At 30.8% G+C, this 20,665-nt stretch carries 26 protein-coding genes; 8 read left to right on the forward strand and 18 right to left on the reverse strand.

The features are described 5' to 3' along the window. Position 1 precedes the first annotated feature (1 nt). Both VP90_RS01815 and VP90_RS01820 read left to right on the forward strand, forming a co-directional pair. A complete protein-coding gene (locus tag VP90_RS01815) occupies positions 2-1,168 on the forward strand; it encodes a UxaA family hydrolase (RefSeq protein WP_075506613.1) in 1,167 nt (388 codons plus the stop codon). 16 nt (positions 1,169-1,184) lie between these two features. Further along, positions 1,185-2,258 (forward strand): YeiH family protein, encoded by a 1,074-nt coding sequence (locus tag VP90_RS01820; RefSeq protein ID WP_262589344.1) that lies wholly within the window; start codon positions 1,185-1,187, stop codon positions 2,256-2,258. Here VP90_RS01820 and VP90_RS01825 read toward each other — a convergent pair. The 13 genes from VP90_RS01825 to mnmA all read right to left on the reverse strand — a co-directional run bounded on the left by VP90_RS01825 (position 2,255) and on the right by mnmA (position 13,721). Beyond that, positions 2,255-3,334, reverse strand: coding sequence for a sulfite exporter TauE/SafE family protein (locus VP90_RS01825; protein ID WP_262589345.1), 1,080 nt, complete (start codon positions 3,332-3,334; stop codon positions 2,255-2,257). The two genes, VP90_RS01820 and VP90_RS01825, sit on opposite strands and share 4 nt — an antisense overlap. 28 nt (positions 3,335-3,362) lie before the next feature. Then, positions 3,363-3,497 (reverse strand): hypothetical protein, encoded by a 135-nt coding sequence (locus VP90_RS01830; protein WP_262589346.1) that lies wholly within the window; start codon positions 3,495-3,497, stop codon positions 3,363-3,365. Positions 3,498-3,563: 66 nt separating this feature from the next. Next, entirely contained in the window at positions 3,564-3,914 is a 351-nt protein-coding gene (locus VP90_RS01835) for a hypothetical protein (protein ID WP_075506610.1), read from the reverse strand. Between the two features lie 28 nt (positions 3,915-3,942). After that, the gene (gene aprA, locus VP90_RS01840) at positions 3,943-5,802 is read right to left on the reverse strand and encodes an adenylyl-sulfate reductase subunit alpha (protein ID WP_262589350.1); all 1,860 of its coding nucleotides are present in this window, start codon (positions 5,800-5,802) and stop codon (positions 3,943-3,945) included. After that, the gene (gene aprB / locus VP90_RS01845) at positions 5,802-6,272 is read right to left on the reverse strand and encodes an adenylyl-sulfate reductase subunit beta (RefSeq protein ID WP_075506608.1); all 471 of its coding nucleotides are present in this window, start codon (positions 6,270-6,272) and stop codon (positions 5,802-5,804) included. The genes aprA and aprB overlap by 1 nt, the downstream gene beginning before the upstream one ends. Before the next feature lie 33 nt (positions 6,273-6,305). Beyond that, a complete protein-coding gene (locus VP90_RS01850; protein ID WP_262589352.1) occupies positions 6,306-7,100 on the reverse strand; it encodes an adenylyl-sulfate reductase in 795 nt (264 codons plus the stop codon). A 98-nt stretch (positions 7,101-7,198) separates the two neighbouring features. Beyond that, positions 7,199-7,597, reverse strand: coding sequence for an HIT family protein (locus tag VP90_RS01855; RefSeq protein ID WP_262589353.1), 399 nt, complete (start codon positions 7,595-7,597; stop codon positions 7,199-7,201). Between the two features lie 2 nt (positions 7,598-7,599). Further along, complete coding sequence (locus VP90_RS01860; protein WP_262589354.1) at positions 7,600-8,343, reverse strand: aminotransferase class IV; 744 nt, start codon at positions 8,341-8,343, stop codon at positions 7,600-7,602. Further along, positions 8,303-8,863: an aminodeoxychorismate/anthranilate synthase component II gene (locus tag VP90_RS01865; RefSeq protein ID WP_262589355.1), complete on the reverse strand. Its 561-nt coding sequence runs from the start codon at positions 8,861-8,863 to the stop codon at positions 8,303-8,305. Before VP90_RS01865 ends, VP90_RS01860 begins: the two co-directional genes overlap by 41 nt. Beyond that, complete coding sequence (locus VP90_RS01870; protein ID WP_262589356.1) at positions 8,860-10,080, reverse strand: chorismate-binding protein; 1,221 nt, start codon at positions 10,078-10,080, stop codon at positions 8,860-8,862. The genes VP90_RS01865 and VP90_RS01870 overlap by 4 nt, the downstream gene beginning before the upstream one ends. Beyond that, the gene (locus VP90_RS01875; RefSeq protein WP_262589358.1) at positions 10,046-11,260 is read right to left on the reverse strand and encodes an MFS transporter; all 1,215 of its coding nucleotides are present in this window, start codon (positions 11,258-11,260) and stop codon (positions 10,046-10,048) included. Before VP90_RS01875 ends, VP90_RS01870 begins: the two co-directional genes overlap by 35 nt. 3 nt (positions 11,261-11,263) lie before the next feature. Then, the gene (locus VP90_RS01880) at positions 11,264-12,439 is read right to left on the reverse strand and encodes a trans-sulfuration enzyme family protein (RefSeq protein ID WP_262589359.1); all 1,176 of its coding nucleotides are present in this window, start codon (positions 12,437-12,439) and stop codon (positions 11,264-11,266) included. A gap of 163 nt (positions 12,440-12,602) precedes the next feature. Beyond that, positions 12,603-13,721, reverse strand: coding sequence for a tRNA 2-thiouridine(34) synthase MnmA (mnmA, locus tag VP90_RS01885; protein WP_262589361.1), 1,119 nt, complete (start codon positions 13,719-13,721; stop codon positions 12,603-12,605). 41 nt (positions 13,722-13,762) lie between these two features. Between mnmA and VP90_RS01890 the strand changes: the two genes are divergently transcribed. Genes VP90_RS01890 through VP90_RS01900 form a run of 3 tightly spaced genes read left to right on the forward strand, consistent with a single transcriptional unit; the run spans position 13,763 to position 14,844 of the window. Continuing rightward, positions 13,763-13,933, forward strand: a complete 171-nt coding sequence (locus tag VP90_RS01890; RefSeq protein ID WP_075506600.1) for a DUF3553 domain-containing protein — start codon at positions 13,763-13,765, stop codon at positions 13,931-13,933. 3 nt (positions 13,934-13,936) lie between these two features. Continuing rightward, positions 13,937-14,701: a 3'(2'),5'-bisphosphate nucleotidase CysQ family protein gene (locus VP90_RS01895; RefSeq protein WP_262589363.1), complete on the forward strand. Its 765-nt coding sequence runs from the start codon at positions 13,937-13,939 to the stop codon at positions 14,699-14,701. After that, positions 14,701-14,844: a hypothetical protein gene (locus VP90_RS01900; RefSeq protein ID WP_179850440.1), complete on the forward strand. Its 144-nt coding sequence runs from the start codon at positions 14,701-14,703 to the stop codon at positions 14,842-14,844. Before VP90_RS01895 ends, VP90_RS01900 begins: the two co-directional genes overlap by 1 nt. Here VP90_RS01900 and VP90_RS01905 read toward each other — a convergent pair. Beyond that, positions 14,836-15,399: a regulatory protein RecX gene (locus VP90_RS01905; protein ID WP_262589365.1), complete on the reverse strand. Its 564-nt coding sequence runs from the start codon at positions 15,397-15,399 to the stop codon at positions 14,836-14,838. The two genes, VP90_RS01900 and VP90_RS01905, sit on opposite strands and share 9 nt — an antisense overlap. 24 nt (positions 15,400-15,423) lie before the next feature. Between VP90_RS01905 and VP90_RS01910 the strand changes: the two genes are divergently transcribed. Together VP90_RS01910 and VP90_RS01915 are read left to right on the forward strand one after the other, a co-directional pair. Further along, entirely contained in the window at positions 15,424-15,897 is a 474-nt protein-coding gene (locus VP90_RS01910) for an ABA4-like family protein (protein WP_262589366.1), read from the forward strand. Then, positions 15,890-16,468 (forward strand): 2-hydroxychromene-2-carboxylate isomerase, encoded by a 579-nt coding sequence (locus VP90_RS01915; RefSeq protein ID WP_262589369.1) that lies wholly within the window; start codon positions 15,890-15,892, stop codon positions 16,466-16,468. Before VP90_RS01910 ends, VP90_RS01915 begins: the two co-directional genes overlap by 8 nt. Here VP90_RS01915 and VP90_RS01920 read toward each other — a convergent pair. Continuing rightward, positions 16,465-16,809, reverse strand: a complete 345-nt coding sequence (locus VP90_RS01920; RefSeq protein ID WP_262589371.1) for a rhodanese-like domain-containing protein — start codon at positions 16,807-16,809, stop codon at positions 16,465-16,467. The two genes, VP90_RS01915 and VP90_RS01920, sit on opposite strands and share 4 nt — an antisense overlap. An 87-nt stretch (positions 16,810-16,896) precedes the next feature. Between VP90_RS01920 and bcp the strand changes: the two genes are divergently transcribed. Beyond that, entirely contained in the window at positions 16,897-17,364 is a 468-nt protein-coding gene (bcp, locus tag VP90_RS01925; protein ID WP_262589372.1) for a thioredoxin-dependent thiol peroxidase, read from the forward strand. Between the two features lie 55 nt (positions 17,365-17,419). Here the strand turns inward: bcp and VP90_RS01930 are convergent, their stop codons facing one another. The 3 genes from VP90_RS01930 to VP90_RS01940 all read right to left on the reverse strand — a co-directional run bounded on the left by VP90_RS01930 (position 17,420) and on the right by VP90_RS01940 (position 20,664). Then, positions 17,420-18,712, reverse strand: coding sequence for an ammonium transporter (locus VP90_RS01930; RefSeq protein WP_262589373.1), 1,293 nt, complete (start codon positions 18,710-18,712; stop codon positions 17,420-17,422). A gap of 229 nt (positions 18,713-18,941) precedes the next feature. Continuing rightward, the gene (locus VP90_RS01935; RefSeq protein ID WP_262589374.1) at positions 18,942-20,243 is read right to left on the reverse strand and encodes an ammonium transporter; all 1,302 of its coding nucleotides are present in this window, start codon (positions 20,241-20,243) and stop codon (positions 18,942-18,944) included. 145 nt (positions 20,244-20,388) lie between these two features. After that, positions 20,389-20,664 carry an HU family DNA-binding protein gene (locus VP90_RS01940; RefSeq protein ID WP_075506581.1) on the reverse strand — a complete coding sequence of 92 codons (276 nt, stop codon included), beginning with the start codon at positions 20,662-20,664 and terminating at the stop codon, positions 20,389-20,391. Position 20,665: the final 1 nt, after the last annotated feature.

The raw sequence follows: 20,665 nt of genomic DNA on the forward strand, positions 1-20,665 counted from the left end.
TATGGAAATCCCAAAAAGTTTTTTAGGTTATAAAAGAGAAAATGGCAGAGCTGGAACAAGAAATCATGTAATCATTTTGCCTGTTGATGATATTTCAAATGCTTGTGCTGAAGCTGTCGCAAACAATATCAAAGGCACAATTGCATTACCTCACTCGTATGGAAGATTGCAGTTTGGTGCTGATTTAGAATTACATTTTAGAACAATGATAGGTACAGCAAAAAATCCAAATGTTGCTGCTGCTATAATTATAGGTATTGAGCCTAAATGGACTAAAAGAATTGTTGATGAAGTAGCAAAAACTGGAAAACCTGTTGAAGGTTTTAGTATTGAGGGTGCTGGTGACATTGAAACAATCATGAAAGCTTCAAAAAAAGCTCAAGAATTTTCAATGTGGGCATCTGAAAAGCAAAGAGAAGAATGTCCAATAAGTGATCTTTGGATTTCAGTAAAATGTGGAGAGTCTGACACTACTTCAGGTCTTGCATCCAATCCAACAGTTGGAAATTTAATGGATAAATTAGAACCATTAGGAGTTCATTTATGTTTTGGTGAAACTTCAGAACTTACAGGTGCTGAAACTGTTTGTGAAAAAAGAGGTAAAACTCCAGAAGCACAAGAGAAGTTTAAAAAAACATGGAATGAATACAATGATTTCATTTTAAAAGAAGCAACAGATGATTTATCAGAAAGTCAACCCACTGCTGGGAATATAGCAGGAGGTCTGACTACAATTGAAGAAAAAGCATTTGGAAATTTTCAAAAAATAGGATCAAGACAATTCGTAGATGTTTTAACACCTGCTGAAGAACCGCAAAAAGGTCCGGGATTATATTTTATGGATACTTCTTCAGCTGCAGCAGAATGTGTTACATTACAAGCTGCAGGTGGTTTTAATATTCACTTATTCCCAACAGGACAAGGAAATATTATAGGAAACCCAATTGAGCCAGTTGTAAAATTAACAGCTAATCCATTAACGGCGGTCAGTATGAAAGAACATATTGACTGTGATGTTTCTAAAATACTTTCTAGAGAAATGAATTTGGATCAAGCTGGTGATGAACTAATTAAAGCAACTATTAGAACAGCTAATGGAAGGTTAACTTGTGCTGAAGCTTTAGGTCATAGAGAATTTGTAATGACTAAGCTTTACAGAAGTGCTTAACAAATAACCCTAGTTTATGACTGAAAATAAGTACCTGGTACTTTTACCTGGTATTATACTTGCGTTTGTTCTTTACACACTATCGCAAGGTTTAAATAATATTATTGGTATCGAATTATTAGGATATGAAAAAAGTCCTATATCCACTGCAATGATAGCAATCCTTTTAGGAATGTTCTTTGGAAATGTTTTTAAAATAAGAGAAAGTTTCATAAGAGGTTTGAATTTTACTCAAAAAAATATTTTAAAACTTGGAATAATTTGCTTAGGTATTCAATTAAAACCTTTTGAGTTTCTTGAATTTGGCGCAATTGCTATTCCTTTAATTGTAATTTGTATTGTAAGTGTATTAGTAGTTATTAAACTTTTAATTAAGAGATTAAAAATCCCAACAAGAATGGCTTATTTAATATCAATTGGCAGTACAGTTTGTGGAACAACAGCAATCATGGCAACCGCTCCTGTTATTGGTGCCAAAAAAAATGAGATATCCTATGCAATTGCGAACATCACTTTGTTTGGAATTCTCTCAATGTTGATCTATCCATACTTTGCAAATTTTTATTTTAATGGTGAACCACTTCTAATCGGTTTGTTTTTAGGAACTTCTATACATGAAACAGCACAAGTAGCGGCTGCTGGATTGATCTATGATCAGCAATTCAATAGTCCAGAGACTTTAAATGTAGCAACAGTTACTAAACTAATCAGAAATACCTTTTTGATTATTATGATACCCTTGTTTGCGTATCTTTATAACAGAGGCCAATCTAAAGAAAAAAAATACTCAATAATTGATATTTTTCCCTATTTTGTACTTGGATTTGTTGCAATGATTATTGTTCGAAATGTTGGTGATCAAATTTTTATTACTAACAATAGTGAAATTTGGCTTAGCACTGTAGATGGAATTAAATCTTTATCAAAAATATTCCTAACAATGGCAATGGCAGCAATTGGTATGTCTACCAATTTAAGAGATATAAAAGATATGGGCTATAAACCTTTTGTGGTTGGATTTATTGGAATGGCTACTGTTGGAATTGTTTGTTTGGGAACTATTGAATTATATCTTTACTTATTCAATTAAGATTTCATCAACATTTGTTTTTTAAAATTTGAAAAAAATCTTCTTATAAAAGCTGCTGCTACACCTAAAAATATTGCAAACATAATTGAAAATAAGCCATAAAAGAATGGCATCTCATTAGAAAAATCTAAAATAAATTGTGAGAAAAAATTTAAATCAGGAATTACAGAAGTGGTTGTTGAATTTGTATCATGATCTGCAAAAAATGAATCATAAGCAATTGCAATACCAACTGCTAAAATCAAAATAGCCATCAACGCTCTTAATCCTGAGCTATCAATTTTTTCTCCTAGTTTTTGTCCAATTTGAACACCAATTATTGATCCAATAACAAGTAGAAATACTAAAAGTAAATCAATCGAGCCATAATTAAATGAATGCAGGAAAGTAACAATTACACTTACAAAAATAGTAACAAATAATGAAGTTCCAGGAACAAGTTTAGTTGGCATCTTAATTATATAAATCATTGCTGGCACTAATATAAATGCTCCACCTATTCCCATTATTGCAGCAATAAAACCAACTACTAAACCAATAGCTATTGGGGTAAAAATACTTTCGTATAATTTGGATTTTGGAAATCTCATTCTTAAAGGGAGACCATGGATCCAATAATGAACATGTAATTTTTTTTTAACTAAAACGTTTCTTTTAGCTTTATCTATTTCACCAAGACTTTCGACTAACATTAAAGATCCAATGATTGCTAAAATATACATGTACGCTAAAGAGATTACGGTATCAATTTTTCCAATACCTTTAAAATAAGAAAAGGTAAAAATTCCTAATGAGGTACCTATAGCACCGCCAATGACAATCATTAAACCCATTTTGTAATCTAAAGTGTTTTTTAGATAATGTGTTGTTGAACCAGAAACTGAAGTAGCTAAGATATTGTTTGCTTCATTTGCAACTGCGTATGCAGGAGGAATGCCTAAAAAAATTAAAAAAGGTGTCATTAAAAAACCACCTCCCACTCCAAACAATCCAGAAAGGACACCAACGATTGCACTTAATATTAAAATTTCTATTGGATTAACAAAAACTTGAGCGATGGGTAAAAATACATCCATTTAAATAAATAAATTGTTCAAAAACAACTTAGTTAAAAGTAATAAAAGTTCCAACTATAATAACTCCCCAATAAGCAGCTAGACTTAAAAATATACCTGTTTTCATTAAAGAAACTTTTAAGCTAGTTAGTTTATTGAAAATTTTTACGTTAGAAAATTGCATTAAATGCGTCAATACACCCAGAGTACAAATTGTCAAATATTATTTTAATATTAGATAAATTTTTTTCTAATAGATCGTAGCGCCAAAAACTTTAACCATTTCATCCTCAACGCCTAAAACTAACCTTCCCAAAAATTCTCCTGGAATTTCTTTATTGGTTTGTTTTATCAGAACGGTTATATGCTCTCCTCTTCTAAGACACCCAAAAGGCTCAAACGTTTCGTGAAGATTAGTGATAAGCTTGTTGTTAGCCCATTGTTTTCCAAGTTCTACTTCATTGGCTCCAAAGAGCATCTGAGTTGAAAAATCTCTAGTAAATCCACCATAATCTTTAAGGTTTGATGATTTTACCAGGTTGAACCAAATAGGTTTAGCCAACTCATATATTTCATCATCTTTTTTTGATAAAATATCCATAACTTATCTATTTTCTAATTAAAGTATCTTAAGAAGCTTTTTTCTTCTCGTTCTCATCCACGATGTGGTAGACAGGAACCTTCTCCATACTAAATTTACCAGTTTTCGGATCTCTTCTAGAAACTGTCAGACAATGCCAATTATCATCATCAAGTTTCATATGATCTCCTCTATAATAGTATCCTGGCCATCTAGTTTCTTCTCTAAATAAAGTATGTTCAGTTACACACTGAGAAGTTAAAGCTCTATGTTTCAATTCCCAAGCTCTCATTAATTGGTGATAATCCTCAGCTCCAACATGCTCAAGATCTTCTTGAAGCCATTCAAGCAATTCAAGACCTCTTTTTAACATATTGCCATTAGTCATATAATTAGATGTAATTCCACCTACATATTCATCCATAATCTTCTGTAGTCTTTGTAGACCTTGGATTGGTGATATATAGCTAGGAGAAACAGTTCCCCCTGTGATTTCGTTTTGTGCAACAGTGAAGTTTTCAAGTGGTTTGTAGACCATAGCTTTGAAATCCTCACATTGTTTGTCTGAAACCTTAACTCCTTCAGCTTTTTTATCTTCGATATACTTAACAGCAGCTTTAGCAGCTAATCTACCTTCTGTGAAAGATCCAGATGAAAACTTATGAGCACTTCCACCTACAGTGTCTCCAGCACCAAATAACCCATCAATTGTAAGCATTCTGTTATAACCCCAGAAATATTCTGGTGGAGATAAATCTTCAGGACCACTTACCCAAGCTCCTGAACAAGTAGCGTGTGAACCCATAACATATGGTTCTGAGGTTGTTAATTCTGGATTAGTATATTTAGGGTCGATATTTTGAGACGCCCATACTACAGCTTGACCAACAGTCATTCCTAAGAAATTCTCCCAACCAACTGTTTCTAAGTGTGGATCTTGGAAAGCTTCAGTTGTAACCATGTGAATTGGTCCACCACCAGCAGCAACTTCTTGTATAAAAGCATGATTTCTTAAACAAGTAGGTGTTGGGTGATGATCAATATATTCGCCAACTAACTCTTTAGTTTGGTCATACCATTTCTTCTCATAATTTTCCCCATTAGCATTCTGAGTATATGTTTTTAAGTGTAAGAAATAAGCTCCAACAGGCCCATAACCATCTTTAAATCTACATAACACAATTCTATTTTCCATTTGTGTCATTTTAGCTCCAGCAGCAATAGGAAGAGCATATGCTGAACCGTTACTCCAAGGAGCGTACCAAGTTCTACCCATTCCTTCTCCAACTGCTCTTGGTTTGAAGATATGAGAAGCACCACCAGCTGCAACTATTACGGCTTTTGCTCTAAAAACATGAAAATCACCTGTTCTCATGTTAAAGCCAACAGCTCCACCAATTCTATTATCTTGAGACTCATCCATAAGTAAATGAGTGATCATTATTCTATTATAAATTTTGTCAGCAGATTTTTTTGCCGCCTCAGCAACAATAGGTTTGTAACTTTCACCATGGATCATGATCTGCCATTTACCTTCTCTTAGATATCTTCCAGTTTGTTCATTTTTCATCATTGGAAGACCCCATTCATCAAACATATGAACAGTAGAGTCTACGTGTCTAGCCATGTCGTAACCTAAATCTTCTCTAACCATTCCCATTAAGTCATTTCTTGCATATCTAACATGGTCTTCAGGTTGATTTTCTCCCCATTGCATCCCCATGTAACAATTAATTGCATAAAGACCTTGAGCAACAGCTCCACTTCTATCTATGTTTGCTTTTTCTACACAAACAATTTTCATATCTCTTCCCCAGTGTCTAGCTTCGAACGTAGCACCTGTTCCAGCCATACCGCCACCAACAACTAATATATCGCAATCTTCGTAATGTGTCTTATGTCTAGCCATTAGTAGTAAACTCCTTTTTTAAACGACTCTTTTGGAACTGATGGTAACTCACCATCAATATTTAAACCTTCTGGCTCAGTGTAAAGTCTTTGTGAATTAATCTCACCTTGGTTTGGTTTGTCACCTTCAGCAAGTTTTGGAATAAATTTACCCCATGGTTTTGTAGTAATTGGAGAAACAAAGTTTTTCTCTGTTCCATTTCTAAATTTAATCTTCCATGAGATTGTTCCTTTTTCTTCTTCTCTTCTAACTCTAACGCTATGACCCATAGGAGCAAAATCAGCATAACCTCTTACATCAATTGCATGATTTGGACATGCTTTTACACATGAATAACATTCCCAACAAAAGTTAGGTTCAATATTTTTTGCACGTCTGATATTTTCATCTATGTGCATAATATCTGATGGACAAATATCCACACAGTGACCACAGCCATCACATCTTGTCATGTATACGAAAGTTGACATAATTATTTATTCTCCTTTTTTAATTTCATCATATTAATAGTGTTTAGGTTGCTCTCTTTTAATACCTAAACCAAACTGTTCAGGCGCGTCAGCAGGAGGAGGTAAGTTGTCTCGTGAACCATCTGCTTCTGCTAAATTTTTTTGGATTGCTGCACCAGGTTTATAAAACATGTGTGCAAATTTAGACCAATAAACTCCTCCAAATAAAACTAAATTTGAAAGAACAAATAAAGTCAAAAATAAATAAGATAAACCTGCTTCACCATTAGATTGTGTGTAAGACCACAACAAACCAAAAGTCGAACAAGCTAACAGAGCTAAAACAAATAAATCAGCTTTAATTATTCTGTACCAAGGATGCGCTTCCGCAGATACGTCTACTCTTAAGAAAAACCAGAACCAATATCCACCGATACATGTAAGTATTGCACCTACATGCCAAATCATTGACCATGTAGATGAAGTTGGTTTATCAGCTCCTGTATAACAGAATACTAGGACTGCTGATGCAACCCAAAATAATATTGTCCCGTACATACCAAGTACATGTGCAAGTCTTCTTTTTCCAAATCCAAGTTCTGCAGTTGTGCCGATATCATAAACTGTTGTCTTTGCGATAATTGAAGCTCTTTCTCCTGAACTCAATTCCTTAACAGCATTAGCTTTAGCTTTTTTGGCATTATTAAAAAAATAAGTAACATTTTTGTGAACAATCATTTGTATAATTGTTCCTGCTGCAATTAAAACTACCATAGCAATTATGAAGCTTTGCATTGCAAAAGGTGAAATTGTTTCAGCTAAAATTGAAAAAGGATTTGTAGATAACATAATTTTTAATTATTTATAAAGTTAGTTTGAGATTTTCTAGTCTAGTTAAATAAAGAGTTCAACCAAAACTATTGGTCAATTTTGTCATTAATAACAACTTATGGTTTGCGTTTGTAATGTTGTTTATTAGGAATTACTGATCTTACCCCACCTTGGGGGTTATCAACGTCACCATCTCTTCTCGGTATCAAGTGTATATGGCAATGCATTATAGATTGACCTGCAATTTTTCCAGCATTTGTACCAATATTAAATCCTTTTACATTAACATCTTTACTTAGAATTTCATTTTTAACTATTTGGATAAGATCATTGCAAGCAATCAATTCATCATTTGTCATGTCAAAATAATCTTTAATATGGCGCTTAGGAATTATTAAACAGTGGTGATCAGAAACGGGATAAGAGTCGTAACTTGCATAAGCAAGATCATTTTCATGGGCAATACCGCTTTTTTTTGAGTCACAGAATAAACAAGGATTGTTAGGATCTCTCATATTTAAATTAGAGTATTATATATTTTTCTAAGTTTATTAAAGGAAACATTATTTTGACTTTTCCATTTTAATTCATCTATTTTTGATACTGATGTAACTCCCTTTCCTGATCCAATAAGAATTATTTCTTCATAATCATTAATTTCTTTAATTGATACATCTTTGAAATTAATTTTAACTTTTTTACTTAGAAACTTAAGTGTGTTTCCAAAATAACAATTCTTTTTTGGAGAAAATATTTTTCCATTTTTTACAAAAACTAAATTTGAAGTACCAGTTTCTAATATTTTATTGTTTGCAACTAAAGCAATATCGAATTTAGATGAGTCAACTTCACTAAGTTTTGCTAAAATTTTTTTGTAATAAAGATTTTTATAATTTGGCTCAACTCTTTTATATTTAAATAATAAAAGACTAAAATTTTTTTTAAGTTTTGGTCTTTTTCTTATAGATACAGATATTATTTTTTTATTTAAAGCAATTCGAAATAAATTGTCGGGACCTTTGTAGAGTGTATTTTTCTTAATTAGATCAAAAATAATATTCTTTAAGTTTTTTTTTCTAATTTCATATTTTTTTGTAGATTTAATTAAATTTTCAATATGTGGTTTTAACAATATTAGCTTGGAAGGTTTTCCAACCATTCGCATTGTTGTAAATACACCTCTAGACCCCCAAAGATCTTTAAAAGAAACTTCTTTGAGATTACTTAGCTGATAAGATTTTTTTAATAAGAGTGTTACCATTGATTGTTAAAAATGATTCTGGGTGAAATTGAAATCCATAAACTTTATCAACGTTATTTTCTATAGACATTGCAGAACCTGAAATAGCACATCTCATAGTTATATCAAAATTTTTTGCCTTAAAAGGCTCTTTTAGTTTTAATGAATGATATCTTCCTACTTTAAAAATTTGACCTTTTTTAAATAACTTACTCTGTTTATTAACTATGACATTGGATTGAAAACCATGATAAATTTTATTTTGTTCAACTATTTTTCCTCCTTCAGAAAATAAGATTTGTTGAAATCCTAAACAAATTCCTATTATTTTTTTTTTACCTTTAAATTTTTTATAAATTTTAGTTGTTAAAGGATAATCTTTTGGTGAACCTGGACCTGGTGATAGTAATATTGTTGAAGCTTTGTGAAGTTTAGAATAATTAATTTCATTAAAATCACTGCACTCAACTTCATCAAATATAGAAAGTTGATGTACTACATTGTGAGTAAATGAATCTTTATGATCAATCACATAAATCATTTAAATAAATCTATTAATGCTTTTGCCTTTATATAATTTTCATTGAATTCATGTTTGGCATTACTATCCACAACAACTCCTGAGGCTACGGAAATTTCTGATGTATTTTTATAATTTAAAATTGATCTAATAATAATATTAAATCTCATATCTCCATTAAATTTCATATAACCAAAACTTCCTGTGTAAATATTTCTGTTTTCTTTTTCTTGGTTATTTAAAAGATTTAGAGTGCTTATTTTAGGACAGCCTATTACTGATCCTCCAGGCATCATTGCTTTAATTATATCAATGTTTTTAACACTCTTTTTTAATATTCCTTTAATTAAAGTAACATAGTGATAAAGATCCTTATACTCTTCAACAGTTTTCTCTTTAATAATTTTTACACTTCCTGGATTACAAATTTTTGAAAGATCACTTCTTTCCATATCTACAATCATATTGTGTTCTTTGGTTTCTTTAATATTTCTTCTAAAAAAACTTAACGCTTTATTTTTGTTAAGATTTCTATTTTTTCTAAGTGTTCCAGCAATTGGTTTTGTTGAAATATTTAGTCCTTTTTTATCAATCAATGTTTCAGGTGAACAACTTACTATAGAGTAATTCTTATCTCTTATCATAAAAGCTTCTGGAGACGCATTAACTTTCATTAATTTCCAAAAAAAGTTGATAGGATCTATATCTGATTTATTTTTGTATTTAGTACAAATTTTAATTTGGTATGTTTCCCCTTGTCTAATTTTTTTTGAAAAAACATTAAAAATTTTTTCATACTTTTTGAAATCAATATTTAATTTAAAAGGTGATAATATTTTTGTAGCTTTAAAGCTGCTGTTAAACTTTTGTTTCTTAACTTTAGAAAATATTGAAATTTTTTTTCTAATTTTTATTACTGTTTCAGGTTTATAAAACGCACCTTTATAAAAATTTAATTTTTTTTGTTTTTTTATTTTTAATCCAAGCAAATTACATAAAATTTCATAGCCAAAAAAACCAATAAACATATCAGTTTCTGATTTTTTTTTTGATTTATTAAAATTGTTTAAATAATTATTAATATTTTTATTTGTTAAAATAATTTTTTTAGAAAAATCAGTATAAATATTATACCCACCACTTACCTTGTAGATAATCATGGGTTTATCTGATTGATAAAGATCCTCTAAATAAGGATTAAATTTATGCCGGTTGAGTTCTTTCAATTGCTTTTTCATTAATAGGCAAATGTATCAAACCTGCAAAAATTGATAATGCGATAGATCCGTACCATGCATAATCAAAATTTCCTGTAAGTTCATAAAAAACTCCACTTAAATATGCTCCTAAGAATGATCCAAATTGATGACTCACAAATACAATACCATAAAGCATACCCACATACTTTGTTCCAAATATGTGAGCAACTATCCCGTTAGTTGGTGGAACAGTAGAAAGCCACAAGAAACCAAAAGTAATACCAAATATTATTGAATTAATTACACTTGGAGGAAAAGAAATAAAAACAATTATAGAGACACCTCTTAATAGATAAATTGCACTTAATAAATATTTTTTACTATATTTAGTTGCCAGATAACCACTCACAATAGTTCCTACCATATTAAAAAGTCCTATTAATGAAAGAACAGTTGTTGCACACCAGTCAGGCAAACCTTTGTCTACCATATAAGTTGGTATATGTGTTGCCACTAGTGCTATGTGCCATCCACATACAAAAAATCCTAAAGTTAAATAAATAAAACTTTTATTATTAAGTGCTTCTTTTAAAGCCTCTCTCGCAGTTTGATTGTTATTATCTTTAACGCCAACAGGAGTTTTTGGAGTACTAACAAACAATGAAACGATTAGTCCTAGTCCCAATAAAAAACAGAAGTAAAGCATTGTGCTCTCCCAACCATTTTCAACAAGAGAATAACTTACAATTAAAGGTGAAACAAAATAACCAAAAGAACCTGCACTTGTGACTATTCCTGTGGCCATTGTCCTTCTAGATGCTGGATAATGTTTAGCTACAACAGAAACAGGTATACTGATTGCTGTAGATCCTAAGCCTACACCTATTAAAATACCTATTGTATAAATAAAATTAACACCAGTATTAAAACCCAAATAAAAAAGAAAAACTCCTAATAAATAAAAAAAGAAACCAATGAAAATAGCAATATTACCTCCGTACTTATCTGTAATAACTCCAAACAGAGGATTGAAAGCGCCCCATAAAAATAATTGCAAACCCATTGCAAAACCAAATTGAGAAATAGTGATGTCAAGATCTGTAGAGAAATCAAAATAAAACAAACCAAATGTTTGTCTAATTCCAAGAGATATAATTACAACTAAGCAACATGCAATGAGTGTAACCATTGCTGTTTTGGTTGGAAAAAAATTATTCACAGTTTACTTTAAATGTTTCATTGACTGCTTAATATCAGCGATAAGGTCTTCTGGATCCTCTAAACCAATATGCAGTCTAACTATGTACTCGTTTTTTGCTAATTTAAGATAACTTCTGTTTCCTTGTTCTCTAACATTTTGATGTAATGCTAAACTTTCAAAACCTCCCCAACTATAACCGTGACCAAATAATTTTAAATTATTTACAAATTTAACAACTGCTTTTTCACTTTTAGCTTTAATTCTTAAACCCATTAAACCTGAAGCACCTGAATAATATTTCTTCCACATTCTAAAATTGTAAGAATCTTTTTTGTAAGGATACAATAATTTTATATTTTTAAATTTAGATAAAAATTCTGCTACTTTTTTTGCATTTTCTCTATGTCTATCTAATCTTACATCTAAAGTTCTTAATCCTCTTGTAATTAAATAAGCATCATCAGGTCCTAATCTTAAACCTGTAACTCTTTCAGTTGCTTTAACTTTAGGAAAAACTTTTTTATTTACTGCTAGACTTCCACCCATTACATCAGAGTGACCTGAGTAATATTTTGTTGCTGAAACGATTGCCATATCAAAACCAAGTTTAATAGGTTTTAAAAAATATGGAGTTCCCCATGTATTATCAATTGCTGTTAAAATTTTATGTTTTTTTGCAATGGAGACAATCTTCCCTAAATCTTGAAAATCAAAAGTGTTACTTCCTGGGTTTTCCACAAAAATTAATTTTGTTTTTTTGGTAATTGCTTTTTCTAGTGTTTTAAGATCATGTGGATCATAAAAGGTTGTTTTAATATTAAATTCTTTTAAAAAATCTTGTGTCAAAAGTCTTGTTGGACTGTAAACTGGGTCAGCTGCAATAATTTCATCACCAGGTCTTGTAACACTGAAGATTGCAAGGAATACCGCTCCAAACCCAGTAGGTGTTAAAAAAGTAAAATAACTTTCTTCAAGTTTAGATAAAATTTGCTGCAAAATATGAGTCGTAGAAGTTCCTTGTCTGCCATAATCAAAATGTCCACCTGTTGGGTTTTTTTTTGCCTTGTCTTGAGTTTTTCTAATATCTTGCATCGATTTGAAAATAATCGTTGATGCTCGTACAATTGGTGGATTAACAGACTGATTGTGAAAATCTTTAGCAGTATGTTTTAAAAATGTTTTAAAAGAATTACTCATAATAAAATTTGATATGTTTAAAAGACAATGCTATATCCCGTAAAAAACGTCAATAAATTAATAAATAGGACTAAATGAGTTATCCGAAGAAACATAGGGGTCGAAGAAAACAAGGCTCCAAAAAGAGAAGAGCAAAAAGAAAAAATAAGAAGAAGTAATTCTTTTATTCTTTAATCCAACCACCGCCAAGAACTCTATGACCATATTGGTCTTTGCTATAGAATACGCATGCCTGTCCTGGAGATATTCCATCCTCAGGATTTAATAGATGAACATTTGCAGTATTGTTATTTTTTAAATCTACTTTTGCCTCAAGAAGACTACCTGTTGATCTAACCTTTACAAATATATTTTGATCAAGGTCTTTTTTATCAGTTAATAAATTTAAATCTTTTAAAGATATTTCTTTTTTTCCAAGGTTTTCTTTGGGTCCTACTATAATTTCATTTTTATCTGAATTTATTTTTAAAACATATAAAGCTTCTTTATCCGAAACCTTAATTCCCTTTCTTTGTCCAATTGTAAAATTAATAATACCATCATGAACACCAATTACTTTTCCATCTAAATTTTTAATATTCCCTTTTTGAAAAGAGTCTGGTCTAAATTTTCTAATTACTGATGCATAATCTCCATTAGGCACAAAACAAATATCCTGACTATCTGGTTTATCAGCTACATTTAAATCTAGCTCTTTAGCAATTTCTCTTGTTTTATCTTTTAACATTCCACCTAATGGAAATCTTAAATAATCTAGCTGCTCTCTTGTTGTGTTAAATAAAAAATAACTTTGATCTCTATTTTCATCAATTGCTCTGTACATATTGTTAGTGTTGTTTGATGTGATATTTTTTACATAATGACCCGTAACTAATGCATCTGCTTTAAGATCTTTTGATACTTCAAATAAATCTTTAAACTTTACTGTTTGATTACATTGAACACATGGAATTGGAGTTTCACCTTTTAAATAACTATCAACAAAATTATCTATTACTCCTTGCTTGAATTTATCTTGATAGTATAAAATTTTATGCTCAATACCTAATTTATGAGCAACACGTTTTGCATCCATTATATCTTGACCTGAACAACACTGTTTAGATTGCGCTACTTCTTTTCCATCATCATAAAGTTTAAGAGTTATTCCTATAACTTTATAACCTTCGCTTTTCATAATTCCTGCTACAGTTGACGAGTCTACCCCACCAGACATTGCAACAACTACTGTTGTATCTTCAGGTTTTTTGTCAATTCCGATAGAGTTTAATTCTTTATTCATTAGGTGGTATTTATACTGATTTACAATATAAGTTAAATTAAATGATTTTAGATTATGAACCAGGTGACAAAGTCACTAATCCTGAGAATAAAGACTGGGGTATTGGACAAGTACAATCAATCATAAAAGATAAGGTTACTGTCAATTTTGAAAATGCAGGTAAAAAAGTAATAAACGCAAAAAATATAGAATTAAAAAAAATTGGTAAATAAAAAATGGACTTACAAAAAATTATTGAAGATTTAGTTGATGCTTTTTTATCAGCAGGAGATTTATCTCTTCAGCTTAGAGAAAAAGGATTAAGTAAAGAAATTAAATCTGATAATACTCCAGTAAGTAATGGTGATATTGAAGTAAATAATTTTATTTCTTCTCAAATATCAAAAGTAACACCAGACATTCCAATTATTTCAGAAGAAACTTCTGAAAATAAAGATAATTCTAAATTAAAAGATTTTTGGTTGGTTGATCCTATCGATGGAACTTATGATTACATAAATAATTTAGAGGAATTTACTATTAATGCAGGTTTAATTATCAATAATAAACCTGTTGCAGGATTAATAAATGCGCCTGCTAAAAAAAGAATGTTTTATTCATATGGGAAGGGCAAATCTTTTGAGTTTGCTAATGAAAAAACAATAAACCTTTCTGAGTTACCATCTAAAAGAACGGATCCACTTAATTTCATTTCTTACAGCAATAAAATTAAACCTGAGATACAAAAAATTTATGATGAGTTAGGTGTTAAGGAGCATACTAGAATGAAAAGTTCTTTAAAATTTTGTGTTGTTGCTGCATGTGAGTTTGATGGTTATGTTGCTGAGCCTCGAGCTTACGAGTGGGATATTGCAGCAGGACATGCAATTTTAGAAAATGCAGGGGGATCTGTGAGAGACTTTAATGGTAATGAAATTTTATATGGTAAGAAAGATTTAAAAAATCCAAGTTTAATTTTGAAAAGTAAAAATATAATTTAATGGATGAGCAATTAAGAATTATTTTAATTATAATAGTATCTGTCTCAATTTTTGGATTACTAGTTTTTGTTTTTGTTAAAAATTATATTCGAAACAAAATAAATCATCTTGTTGATGAAGAGAAAAAAAGAAAATTAAAGTAATTTAATTATCTTTTCATATTCATTTTTATCAATATCCATCACTTTTTTGGATGTTTCGAAATCAAATCCATTTCTTGCTAGTAAAGAAATATCTTTTTTATAAAACAAAGTTCTATTATCCTCTGCTCTTGCTGGTCCTATTCTCTTTTTCTTACATAATTTTATTGCTGAAAAGAAATCCTGATCAGAATTATCTTCTTTTATTTTCTCAACTGTATCCTTAATAAAACCATCATCAATTCCTTTGCCCATTAAATAATTTCTAATTTTATTTATAGAGTTTCCTCTTTGGATCATGCTCTTCGCTTTACTTTCTGAATAAAATTGATCATTGATAAATTTATTTTTTTCTAGATCAGATAGAACAATATCGATTAATTTATTCACATCTTTTTTTCGAGAGTCTGTTGCAGAGAGTTTCATATATTTTTTTAATAAATATGTTTTAAGTTGTTGTTTTGAAGGTGCATATTTTTCAACATAAGCAAATGCAAAATTCCTCATTTCATCAACAGTAACTTGAAGTGTTTTTCTTTTATTTCTTATAGGAATCATCGTTAGATTTTATATAATATAAATATGATCGAACAAATTTATAACTATTTCACAATTGATGTGCTGTATATGTGGATCAATTTAGGAGTTATACCTTTTTGGTTTATCTTAATAGTTTTTCCCCAGTCACACTTAAGTAGGTATGTAGTAACTACTATATTTCCATTTCTATTATTAAGTGGGGTTTATATTTACATTTTATACAGATCTTTCATCGTTGGTTATGACTTCGATGCTAATTTTAGTTTATATCTTGGTTTAGTTGAGTTATCTCGGCTATTTGAAGACAATCTATACCTAACTCTTTTCTGGACTCATTTTATAGCTATAAATTTATTTGTTGGTGGATGGATGGTTAAAGACTCTCAAAAATACTATGTAAATAAAGTATTAATGTCAGTTCCTTTAATAATTACATACCTAATTGGTCCTATTGGTTTATTTATTTATTGGATAATTAGAATTTTTTACGCCAAAAAACTAAATCTATATGAGTGATCATATAGATTTTTACTTCGATATTATTAGCCCTTACGCTTACATCGCATATAAAAAAATTTTAAAAATTAACAATGTTGATTTTAAATTAAAGCCAATATTGTTAGGTGGTCTTCACAACTTAGCAGGTATTACCGCACCTGCATTTAACAAATATAAAATGAAAAATATGCAAAATGATTGTGAGCTTGTTTCAAAAAAAAATAACATAAGTTTCAAATGGAATTCTAGATTTCCAATAAACTCTTTGCATATAATGAGAGGTTATCTTTGTGTTAAAGATAATAAAAAAGAAGAATACTTAAATAGTTTTTTTGAAGCTTATTGGAAGGAAGATATAGATTTATCTAATGAAGAAAATATCAAAATACTATTAAAAAAATTAAAAATTGATGAGAATGATTTTTTTAATTCTATTGGTAATCAAGATATTAAAGATAAATTAAAAGAATTAACTCAAGAAGCTTTTAAAAAAGAGGTGTTTGGAGCTCCAACTTTTATAGTTAATAATAAAATATTCTGGGGACAAGACCGTCTAGAATATGCTTTAGATGAAGTTAAAAATATTTAAACTATTTTAAAACTACTATTGCTTATAGATCCAAAACCACCTTCAATGTGAGAAATATTTTTGAAACCTTTTTCAGTTAAGGACTTTACTGACATCTCAGATCTTATCCCTCCAGCACAAAACAAAACCACTTCTTTATCTTTATCAATTTGACCATTTTTATAAACATCACTATTAGGATCAAGAAGAACTTCTAAATTTCCCATAGGTATATGGTTAGCTCCTTCAACTTTTCCTGTAAGTTCTAATTCATTTAATTCTCTAATATCAATTAGATTGCATTTATTTTCTTGAACCATTTGATAAGCTTCATCAGCACTTATAGTTTTTATGTCACTCATAAAATTTAATAATTTTTGGTTTAGGTAAGTTTTAATTTAATTATTTTATTTTAAAATATCAAAAAAGGACTATATAGCTAGTGTATTATGTTAAAAATTAATTCTAAAGCACCTAGTTTTGTAATTCCATCAACTTCAAAAGATAAATATTCTTTAAAAGATTCACTTGGTAAATATGTAGTTCTGTATTTTTATCCAAAAGATGACACACCTGGATGTACAATTGAAACTAATGACTTTAATAAATTACTAGCAAAATTTAAAAAACTAGACTGTGAAGTATACGGGATTTCAAAAGACAGCTTAAAAAGCCATGATAAATTCAGAGATAAATACAAAATCAAATTTGATTTACTTGCAGATGAAGAAATTAAAGTATTAAAAAAATACAAAGTTTGGGGTAAGAAAAAATTTATGGGACGTGAATTTATGGGAATAAATAGAACAACTTTTTTAATTGATAAAAAAGGTAAAATTCTAAAAATCTGGGAGAACGTTAAAGTAAAAGATCACGCTAAAGAAGTCCTAGAAACATTAAAAGAAATTTCAAAATAAAAAAAAGGCCCCTTATTTCTAAGGAGCCTTTAATTGTTATATATTGAGAGATATATTAGTCTCTTATTGCGTAGGCTTTAACACCAACTTCTGCAACATCAGTTCCAAGTTTTTCAGCTTGAGAACTAATTCTAAGACCAATTGTTTGTTTTAGAACTTTAAATGTGATGTAAGAAAGTATGAAACTAAATGCACATACTGCAATTACACCTGTTAACTGAGTTCCAAAATTTGTATCTGGGTTGCTTAATGGCACAACTAAAGTTCCAAAAATTCCAGCAAATAAATGAACAGGAATTGCGCCAACTACATCATCAATTTTTTTACTTTCTAAAAACTTTGTACCAAAGTACATGATGATTGATCCAACAGCTCCAATAGCAATTGCAAGCACTGGACTTGGAGTTAAAGGTTCTGCTGTAATTGCAACTAAACCTGCTAATGCTCCATTAAGCATCATTACGATATCAGTTTTACCACCTAGCAATCTTGTAACTACTGCAGCAGTAACAGTACCGGCAGCACCTGCTAAATGTGTGTTAACTGCAATTTTACTAATTGCATTAACATCATCGAACGTTCCCATAGCAAGTTGGCTGAAACCATTAAATCCAAACCAGCCAAACCATAATAAGAAAGTTCCTAATGTCACAAGTGGTATTGAAGATGCTGCAAATGGGACTAAAGATTTTGTTTCACCTTTTTTATTAAATCTTCCTTCTCTTGCACCTAATAATATTACACCCGCTAAAGCAGCTGCTCCACCACATGCGTGAACTAAAGTTGAACCAGCAAAATCAGAGAAACCTGAAGTTGCTAACCAACCTCCACCCCACTGCCATCCCATTGAAATAGGATAGATGATACCAGCCATGATTGCTGCAAAAATGAAAAATGGCCAAATTTTAATTCTTTCTGCTACAGCACCAGATACAATTGATGCAGTTGCACATACAAACATTGTTTGAAAAAACCAATCAGAATAATCTGAATAACCTGTTGAAATTTCAGAAGCATCACTCCACATTGAAAATGATCCAATAAATCCACCTTCAGGAATTCCGTAAGCTAAATTGTAACCACAGAAAAAAAATATTAATGAACAAATTGCAAACTTACCTATATTCTTTGCTGCAATTGTTGAAACACTTTTAGTTGTCACCAGTCCACTTTCAAGCATACAAAAACCTGCTGCCATGAATGCAACTAAAACACCACCAAGATAAAATCCTAATGAATTGAAAATATATTGTCCTTCAGCTGACATTGTTGTTTCTGCTGAAGCTAAATTAGTAAAGCTTAAAAATATTAATAAGCTTAATGATATTTTTTTTAAATGATTAATCATTATCTCTCTCCTTTTTTTGATCTTGTCGTTTTAATAAACATTAAAATTTTAAGTACTGCTGATAGGTCAAAAGAGTTATGAGAAATAAGCATATGTGTAAAAAAAAGGCCCCATTTCTGGGGCCTTTGGTTATTAACTAACTAGAGAGAGATATAAGTTAATTCTTTTTTTAGAGGCTCTTCAATGAGATAACGACATGGAGATCGAAGAGCCTCTATATTGCATGCAATTAGTCACGTATTGCGTAAGCAATTACACCTGTTTCAGTAACGTCTGTACCTTTAGTTTCAGCTTCTTTACTTAATCTGATTCCAAACGTACCTTTCATTATTGACCATATGATGTAAGACACAGCAAACACAAAAATGTTAATTGAAAGTACACCAATTAATTGTGCACTGAACGATGCATCAGCGTTTGTTAATGGCACTGCAAGTGTTCCCCAAATTCCAGCAAATAAGTGAGCTGGGATTGCACCTACAACATCATCAAGTTTAAAGCTAAATAATAATTTAGTTCCAAACACTACGATTAATCCACCAACAGCACCAATTAAAATTGCTGCGAATGGTGATGGTGCTAATGGTTCTGCAGTGATTGCTACTAGACCACCAATTGCTCCGTTTAACATTTGAATTACATCTGTTTTACCGTACATTAATCTTGTAATGATACCAGCAGCCATTACTCCACCACAAGCTGCAAGATTTGTATTGATAAATATTGATGAGATCGCAACTGCATCATCAAAAGTACCTAATGCTAATTGTGAACCACCGTTAAATCCAAACCAACCTAACCATAGGATGAATACACCTATTGTTACTAATGGAATTGAAGACGCAGCAAAAGGTTGTAACGCTTTTGGTTGACCTTTACTGTCAAATCTTCCACTTCTAGCACCTAACAACATGATACCCGCTAAAGCAGCAGCACCACCAGTTGAGTGTACTAAAGTTGAACCAGCGAAATCAGAGAAGCCTAGTTCTGCTAACCAGCCTCCACCCCACTGCCAACCCATTACGATTGGATAAATAACTCCAGCTAATAAAGCTGCAAATAAGAAGAACGGCCATAACTTAATTCTTTCAGCCATAGCACCTGAACAAATTGAAACTGTTGTTGCACAGAATACCATTTGGAAGAACCAGTCTGAACCATCTGAATAACCAGTGTCAATTGCACTTGCATCTGACCATGGTGTAAATGATCCAATGTATCCGCCTTCTGGAATACCATAAGCTAAGTTGTAACCAACTAGCCAAAACATAATTCCAGCAATTGCATACAAACCAATATTCTTTGCACAAATTACCGAAACACTTCTTGAAGTTACCATTCCAGATTCTAACATTGCAAAACCTGCTGCCATGAACATGACAAGGAAACCACAAATTAAAAATAGTAGAGTGTTAAATATAAACCCCACTTCAGCAGAAACAGTTGTCTCTGCCATACCTGCACTACTCATGTTTAGTAAAAATACCAAACTTAGTAATGGTGCAGATATTCTCTTTATTATTTTAGTCATAAGACCTCCACTTGTTAAAGAGGTGGTTTATAAATTTAAAAAATTTAAAAACTAACGCTGATTAGGAAAATTGGGTATGCAGTTTTTGCATATAGTAACAGCCCTAAACGAGTTTTTATAATACGTTAGGGCTGTTAAAAAAATATTATCTATTGAATACTTCTTTTAAAGCTTTTGCTGGTAAGAATTTTACTTTCTGAGAAGCAGCGATTTGAATCTGCTCACCAGTTCTTGGGTTTCTTCCAACTCTAGCTTTTCTTTTAGCTACTTTGTACGTACCAAATCCAGCGATTTTTACTGAATCATCACCTTTTAGTGCATCTAAAATAGTGTTGGTAATTGTATCAAAAGTTCGCTCAGCGTCTGCTTTGCTCAAGTTTAATGAGCCAGAAAGCTTTGCTACTAGTTGTTTTTTGTTCATT

This window comes from Candidatus Pelagibacter ubique HIMB140 (assembly GCF_025558165.1).
GTDB lineage: Bacteria > Pseudomonadota > Alphaproteobacteria > Pelagibacterales > Pelagibacteraceae > Pelagibacter > Pelagibacter ubique_T.